A 7,685-nucleotide genomic window follows, 5' to 3' on the forward strand; every position below is an offset into this window, starting at 1 on the left:
TGCGCTGACCACAACAGCGCTGGTGAATGTTCATTGTTGGGACGACTCACTCGGGTGGCAGGTGGTTGCATGGTCAAGCTCATCCGGCGAAGGGCGGATCTGCTGTTGGCTGGCAGCCAAGACTGGGGGCGGCGGCCCGAACTCCGGCGTCCCAGAGCTTGCGAAAGCCTCCGACACGCTTCTGTTGAGGTCATCCCGTCCATCGGGCATCCCTGGGTTGCTGAAAAAAGACGAGGCGGCTTGATGATCCTGCCCTCGCTGAAGCACCTCGCGAAACCCCCTGTTCCAGTCGCAGAAGCTCCTCTGGATTGGTTGGCGGCTCGTCAGCTCGACCATCGAACAGCGGCCGGAGCGCCTCGGACACGTGCTGCTCAAGTTGCCGGGCTTGGCCCGCTTGCCCCTCTTCCAAGCCGGCGTCCTGCACCTGCCACAAAGCTGCTACACGGGATGGATTTTCTCGCGGGGTCCACACAGCCTCACATCAAACTGTATCGTCAAAGTCCTGCGCCAATTCACACAGCGGGTCATCGAGTTGAGATTCGGCGGAGAGCGCCTCCTCTGCTCCCGTCAAGGGCGCCGGCTCCGGGAGGGCGCCTGTCTGGCGTTCAAAGATGCGTTTCAGAATGCGATCCGAGAAATAACGCACCTTCCTCAATTTTAATGGTGGCAGACCTTTGATGAGAACAATCTCGTAGTCGTCATCGAGCAGCCGAACCTGTTCGGGACGCAATAGCGGTGCACCTTGATGTGAATTCTGAATGGTCCAGTCGAACGTTCGCGCCTGGCTGTGGGAAATCGATTTGGCTTCAAACGTGTATTCACCGATGGCCTTGGAAATGTAGTTCGGAGTCTCGTCATCAGCCGTGGCCATGAACACTTGCAGTCCGGTATTGCTGAGAAAATTCTGCTTGCCAGCCTCTCCATAAGCCCCCGTCAGTGCCGAAAGGCTTTGGATGATGAGCATGAAACGCCCCTTGTAGCCCGCGATAGTCGTGATTGCGGTCTCGATCGCCTCCAGCTTACCCAGGTGCTTGAACTCATCGAGCAGGAAGAGAACCTCGTGCTTTTCATCCCGGCCGGCCAGCGACCGCTGCAGAATTGAAACGATTTGCTGAAAAAACAAGCGTATCAAAGGCGCGATCACCTCAAGGTCGTTCGGACCAACGCAAAGATAGATGCACGTTCTGCGACGGCGAAGATCATAGACCGAAAAGTCCGAGCGACTTGTGGCCGCCTTTACAGCGGGATCCGCCCACAGGTTGAGCCCGCCATCGCCGAGCACGGAAGTGTAGGAGGTTAGGATTTTCGTATCGTTCCCCGCCATGTCGTCGAAGATGCGTTGTGCCTCTTTGTTCTGAGTCTCCATGGCGAGTCGCGCGAAGAGCTTAAACTTCTCCCCCGGCTGGGCGAAGAGGTCATAGACGGCGCCGATTGTTGGCGTGCCCCGCTCGATGCAGGCAAGGATTCCCGCGACAAAGATATCTCGCGCGCCGCTGACGAAACCTTCCGCGCCCTCCCCCTTGGCCGTAATCAGGTTTGCGGCCAAGCGGCGGGCTTCGGTGAATTGCTGCTGTGGAGGCAGCGCTATAAGATCCAACAGCGGATTGTAGCAGTTTGTGCGCCGCTCCGAATCCAGCGGCGCGAATTTAAACACGTCGTCACCTGCGGCTTTGCGCGCCCTCGAGGTGAGCTCAAAGAGCTCCCCCTTGACGTCCAGAGCTATCACCGAGCCTTTGAATGTAAGTAGCGTTGGAATGACTATGCCGACGCCCTTGCCAGCGCGGGTCGGTGCAACGATGAGGCTGTGAGGCTGCTCGCCATTGGTCAGGTAGTAGCCAGGCCAGAAAGGGCCACTTGTCTTCCCAAACACCGGCCCTGTCACGCCACGGTATCGTCGCAGATATCCCGTGCGTCGCATTTCATCCACTCGAGCCCAACGAGCCGTCCCGTGGTGTTCGAGCTTGCGGCGCAATACGATCTGCTGAATCAGCAAGACGACCGCGGACGTCGAGAGCACGATAGCCGCGCCCCGATAGAAAACGGGGGTTGCGAAACCCAAATAGAAGGGCGTCTCAAACCAAAAGGCACGGACATCAAACGCCATCAGAGCCTCGCCGCTGCCGCCGTGACGGAAGGTTGCGTAAAGACTTGCCGCACAGAAGCCCACGGCGAGTGAGCACGCGATGCTAATGGCTATGTTGGGGGGCGTCGTTTTTGTTGAAAGCATTGTTCCATTGCCGGATTAGCCGTAGCTAATGCTGCGCGTGCTTCAGAGACCGAACCGGCGTCGCGCGATGTCGCCGCTCGACAGATCGATGCCGCAGTGGGTGGTGCGATGCTTGCAGCGCATCACCCGGCAGACGTGGTTTTTGTACGTCAACGGCCAGCGAATTGGAAACGGCAAGGCCGTAGACGGAATTCGGGAGAGAAAGCGTCACTGTACCATGGCCGAGACCTCAACGGCCGGAGCGATCTCTGCTTCGGGTGGCCTCCATTAGGTCCTCTCGGGCGTGATTGTAGGCTTGGCTTATGGACCGCCCGACTTGAGCACCCCGCTGCAGCTGTTCATAGGAGGTTTGCGGGCCTACTGTATCACGGACTGCAGCCTCAATACCTGCTATGTGGCCGTCCAGATTCGCACTCCGTTCCTCTGCTGCATGCTGCGGCGGCGGCATGTGCGGCAAGATGTGTTGCATGCCGGGAAAAACTGAGTGAGCTTGGGCCTGTTGATTTGCGTCTAACTGTTGATACATGTTGAGAATAGCATTGGATGCCATCATCCTGACATTGCCATCCGGATCAGAAGAAGCCAATCCAATGGCTTGATCAAGAATGCGAGATTTGTTTTCGTCAGTAAACTTACTGAAGTGTGGCGCAACGTAATAACCTCCGAGAGCTTGCGACGGCGGATCCATGTTGCCAATGCGATTAACAATAGCATCTTGCAGCCCTGGCGTTAGGTAATCGCCTAGATTACTGGCCGCTCCGACTTTCTGCAATGCTATGTCATCCGTGCTGTACCCCAATTCGGCTGTTAATGTCGCGGCCAGATTGATGGCTGATCGTCCAAGCCGATTGGTCCGCCTCTCAAATCTCGCGAGGTCAGTTTCTGGCCCGGGTTGAGTGCCCCGAACGGCTGTTCGCTCGTGCGTCCCGAGGCCTTTGAAGCCCCCGAGATTTCGCGCTGTATCGCGCGGGTTAGCGGTTACCAGCCGTTCTGCAACATCGCTCAATGGCCCCTCTGGAACGTCACGGAGGCTACTGCTCCCCACGCCTTGAGATGATCTTGCAGCTGCACGTGCCCGTTTGTTATCGCGATCCATTGCTAGCCTCCAAAGTAGTTATTCTACCCAATGAGGTTACCACCGAAGCTTGACCTGCTAAACCGATATGATGTTACAGTTGTAGTATGGCAAAGGGTTCCCAGCTCTGTGGGTCTGCCAAGTGCCCGTCCAAGCCGAAGAAAATACGATGAAGCTGGCATCAAATGCGATGTGAACTGCCCCGGGCATTCCGGTGGCCGTTTCGTTTGAGTCACGCGGCTATGGCTGGTTCATCCAACATGGCGTAGTAGCGTTCCTCGGCTTCGGCCGGCGGGATGTTGCCGATGGGCTCCAGCAGCCAGCGATTGTTGAAGCAGTCGACCCATTCGAGCGTGGCGAACTCGACGGCCTCGAATGAGCGCCAGGGTCCGCGTCGATGGATCACCTCGGCCTTGCAAAGACCGTTGATCGTTTCGGCGAGAGCATTATCGAAAGAGTCGCCGACACTGCCCACCGCGGGTTCGACGCCGGCCTCCGCCAAGCGCTCGGTGTATTGAATGCTGACGTGTTGGGCGGATTCAACCGGTCGTCGCAACACCAAGGGATTGGAGGTTGCAATGACGGTTCACCAACGCGCTTAGATCGGTGCACTCGAAAGAAGCTAGATTCGCCCGGGCGTCCGCCTGCCTGGCAGCGTGAGAATCGCTTCCGGTTCTGGCAAGCTATTGCCTTGGGACGTTCGAGCGAGGAGGCCGCACTGGATGCCAGTATATCAACGCCTCTTGGTCCGCGCTGGTTCGGAGTGCAGGAGGGATGCCGCCAACGCATTTAGCGCCGTGGGCGAAGCCGCCTTCGGGGCGATATCTTTCTTTCGGTAGCGCGAGGATATTGCGCTTGAGCTTGCCAAGGGAATCGGCATCCGGGCCATTGCTCGTAAGCTAGGTCGGCCGCCGAGCACAATCTCGCGGGAGGTCAGGCGCAATGCCGCGACGCGCAGCGGCAATCTGGATTACCGGCCAGTGCCGCCCAATGGCACGCCGATCGTGAGTCCCGGCGGCCTCCTGGCAAGCTGGCGGTCAATCCGGCTCTGCGTGAATGTTGAGGAGCGCTTGGCCGGCAAAGTCACCAATCCCAATGGCGCCTCATTCGAGGGCCCCAAGGTGGGTATGGAAAAAACGACAGAGCCGGAGGTGGTCGGCAGCCTGGAGCCCCGAGCAGATCGCTAAATCGGCTTCAGATCGATTACCCAGAGGATCAAACCATGCGGATCAGCCACGAGACGATCTATCAGTCCTTGTACATTCAAGGACGCGGAGCATTGCGCCGAGGACTGACCGCATGTCTGCGTTCAGGCCGAGCGTTGCGCGTACCGCGCGAACGGGCCCGAGTTCGCAGCAAGTCCTTCATTGGAGACGCCCTTATAATAAGCGACCGTCCGGCCGAAATTGCCGATCGGGCTGTCCCCGGACATTGGGAAGGCGACCTCGTCCTTGGCCTCGGAAGCTAGGCGATCGGTACGCTCGTGGAACGAAGTTCACGCTTCACAATGCGTGCTTCACCTGCCGCGCATGCATGGCTATCAGCAGAGCCTGCGCATCAAGAACGGTCCACCACTTGCCGGCCACGGCGCTGAAGCAGTCCGCAGAGCCATAGCCCGATCCATGGGCAAATTTCCCGAGCAGCTGCGTCAGTCGCTGACTTGGGACCATGCAGCGGAAATGGCGCAGCAGCCGACCTGCGCATCGACACCGGGCTCGAGATTTACTTCTGCGATCCCCAAGCCCGTGGCAGCGAGACTCCAACGAAAACACCAATGGCTTGCTGAGACAGTACTTTCCAAAGGGCACGGATCTCAGTCGGCACACAGCCCGGGAACTGGACGCAGTTGCCCATGCTATCAACACAAGACCGCGCAAAACGCTCGGCTGGAAAACACCTGCCGAACTCCTCGACCAGCTCCTTGGGGGACAGTATGATGCCGGTGTTGCGACGATCCGGTTGAATCCGCCTTGGCTGCCTCTATCGCTGTGATGGATGAGCCCGCCTCCCCGCGCGGGCCGCCGATCATGGAGAGCCTGTTCCAGGGCATCGAGAACGAAGGCTGCATGCGCCGTCCGGCTCACCCGCCAGCCGACGATCCGACGGGCATAGGTGTCGATGACAAAGGCGACATAGACGAAGCCCGTCCAGGTCGCGACGCAGGTGAAGTCGGAGACCCGCAGCATGTTCGGCGCCGGAGCATGGAACTGGCGGTTGACGTGGTCGAGAGGGCAAGGTGCGGCCTTGTCGCTCACCGTAGTGCGGATCGGCTTGCCGCGGACGATGCCTTCGAGGCCCATGGCCTTCATCAAGCGGGCAACCGTGCAGCGGGCGACCTCGAAGCCCTCGCGACGCAACCGCCGCCAGACCTTGCGAATGCCGCAGACGCGGAAGTTCGCCTCAAACCCGTCGGACCTCATCCTTCGAGGCTGTATCCCATCTTGCCCGAGCCGACAGCCGGCAGGGGTCGACGCGCTTGACGACATGGTCGTGGTAGGTCGACGGGGCGATCGGCAGCACCTTGCAGATCGGCTCAACCCCATGCGCCTTGCGGTGATCGTCGATGAACGCGATCGTGGCCTGAACCGGCGGTCGAGCTTCGCCTGGGCAAAATACGCGGAAGCCTTGCTCTCGTTGGCCTGCGAAGCTCGCGGCTCTCGCGTTCCAGAGCCTTCAGTTTCGTCGCAGCATCCGTGGGAACTCCGGCGCGCACGCCGCCGTCACGCTCGGCTTTCTTGCAGCCGAGCTTGGCGGCGATCGATGAAACCGCCGCCCACCGCGACGTATGCTCGCGTTCGTGATCCAGAACCAGCCGCACCGCGGGGGGTCCGGACCTCGGGAGAGAACTTGTTGGTCGCCTTGCTTGTCATGGTTCCACCTTCTCAGGAGTTGGAGCCTCCGATCAACCCGGGGCGGCACACAACAAGGGTCACGGATCAATCTGGGCGGGAACCCTAGAGAATCACCTCAGAGCCTTTGGTAATAGACCGACCCCTCGCACCTGTTTGGGCTGGGTGTACAAGTCAGGTTTTCATCAGGTTGGACGAGTATGTCTGGCAGCCAGAGCGCGACCACTTCCGTGCCCGCCCGCTCGTCTGGCAGACACACAAAGGAGAAAGATATGCCGTCAGCTACAAGCAGCGCCATCGTTTCCTGCCGCAGATCATCGCCCATCCGGTCTGGCCCTGCTTCAGGTCCCCTTGAGCCTGTGTCTCGTCGAGGAAATGGCCCGGGAGCGGGATCGTGGTTTCGTATGAGACAATCCGCCGGTGCGGCAACAAATGCGGTCCGCATACGGAGCCATTACGTCGCGGCACTTGATATTGCAGTGCAGCAAAGGTAGAGGGCGGCCCCTTATCGGAGTGTCGTCCATGGCCCTTACCAATGCTGGTAGCGAGGCAGAACCCGTCGAACAATCGAGCCATCCCGAAATCGAACAGGACAGCACCAAGGTGCTGATGCTAGGCGCGCTCGGCGTTGTCTATGGCGATATTGGCACCAGCCCGATCTACGCGTTCCGTGAGGCGCTGGTGGCGTCGTCGGGCGGCAATGTCGCCGAGCGCGGCGATATCCTCGGCGTGCTGTCGCTGATCATCTGGTCGCTGACTATCATCGTCACCATCAAGTACATCATGTTCGTGCTGCGCGCCGATAACGGCGGCGAGGGCGGCGTGCTGTCGCTGATGGCGCTAGCGCGCGGCAGTTTCCCCAAGCGGTCGGCGGTGATCCTGGGCATCGGCATCGTCGGCGCCTCGCTGTTTTTCGGCGACGCGGTCATCACGCCCGCGATTTCGGTGCTGTCGGCGGTCGAGGGTATGAACGTCGTCACGCCGACCTTCCAGCCCTATGTGGTGCCGCTGACACTGGTCATCCTGGCCATGGTGTTCGCGGTGCAGCGCTTTGGCACCGGCGGGGTGGGATTGGTGTTCGGCCCGGTGACCGCCGTATGGTTCCTGGCAATTGGCCTTTCCGGTCTCAACCACATCATCGCCGATCCAGAAATCCTGTGGGCGGTGAGCCCGCACTACATCGTCGCCTTCCTGATCAATTCGCCCGACGTCGCTTTCGTGACCATCGGCGCCATCTTCCTCGCCGTCACCGGCGCCGAAGCACTCTATGCCGATCTCGGCCATTTCGGCTGCAAGCCGATCGTGCTGGCCTGGCTGGCGATCGTGTTTCCTTGCCTGCTGCTCAATTATGCCGGGCAAGGCGCCTTCGTGCTGGCCAAGAACGGCGTCGTCGGCCATCCATTCTTCGAGATGAACGAAGGCTGGACGCTAATCCCGATGGTGGTATTGGCAACCGCGGCGACGGTTATCGCCAGCCAGGCGGTCATCTCCGGCGCCTTCTCGCTGACCCGGCAGGCGGTGCAGCTCAATATGC

The 7,685-nt window shown here is 59.9% G+C and carries 3 protein-coding genes, 4 pseudogenes and 1 other annotated feature; of the genes and pseudogenes, 3 read left to right on the top strand and 4 right to left on the bottom strand.

Features of this window, described 5'->3' with window-relative positions; all coding sequences use genetic code 11:
• Positions 1-481 precede the first annotated feature (481 nt).
• The 3 genes and pseudogenes from virD4 to NKI64_RS28910 form a co-directional block, all read right to left on the bottom strand.
• On the bottom strand, positions 482-2,227 hold the full coding sequence (virD4, locus tag NKI64_RS28900) for a type IV secretion system ATPase VirD4 (RefSeq protein ID WP_352463798.1): 1,746 nt from the start codon (positions 2,225-2,227) through the stop codon (positions 482-484).
• 229 nt (positions 2,228-2,456) lie between these two features.
• On the bottom strand, positions 2,457-2,999 hold the full coding sequence (locus tag NKI64_RS28905; RefSeq protein WP_352671538.1) for a hypothetical protein: 543 nt from the start codon (positions 2,997-2,999) through the stop codon (positions 2,457-2,459).
• A 535-nt stretch (positions 3,000-3,534) separates the two neighbouring features.
• A pseudogene (locus NKI64_RS28910) lies at positions 3,535-3,837 on the bottom strand (transposase domain-containing protein); the annotation flags it as partial.
• Positions 3,838-3,867: 30 nt separating this feature from the next.
• On the opposite strand from NKI64_RS28910, the pseudogene NKI64_RS28915 reads away from it, so the two are divergent.
• Positions 3,868-5,294: pseudogene (locus tag NKI64_RS28915) on the top strand (IS30 family transposase).
• Here NKI64_RS28915 and NKI64_RS28920 read toward each other — a convergent pair.
• Positions 5,273-6,172 (bottom strand): annotated as a pseudogene (locus NKI64_RS28920) (IS3 family transposase); the annotation flags it as partial. The pseudogenes NKI64_RS28915 and NKI64_RS28920 overlap by 22 nt on opposite strands.
• Positions 5,805-5,921 (bottom strand) — a sequence feature (AL1L pseudoknot). It overlaps the preceding pseudogene by 117 nt.
• Before the next feature lie 283 nt (positions 6,173-6,455).
• Here NKI64_RS28920 and NKI64_RS32235 point away from each other — a divergent pair.
• Both NKI64_RS32235 and NKI64_RS28925 read left to right on the top strand, forming a co-directional pair.
• Positions 6,456-6,614, top strand: a pseudogene (locus NKI64_RS32235) (IS6 family transposase); the annotation flags it as partial.
• 59 nt (positions 6,615-6,673) lie between these two features.
• Positions 6,674-7,685: KUP/HAK/KT family potassium transporter (locus NKI64_RS28925; protein ID WP_352671541.1), on the top strand; the 1,012-nt coding region annotated here is incomplete at its 3' end.

The organism is Mesorhizobium sp. M0478 (genome assembly GCF_040321305.1).
In the GTDB taxonomy this organism is placed as follows: Bacteria; Pseudomonadota; Alphaproteobacteria; order Rhizobiales; family Rhizobiaceae; genus Mesorhizobium.

What these genes read in the sequence shown, in the direction of transcription:
- virD4 (WP_352463798.1), bottom strand. Translation starts at nt 2,227, where the DNA reads ATGCTTTCAACAAAAACGACGCCCCCCAACATAGCCATTAGCATCGCG.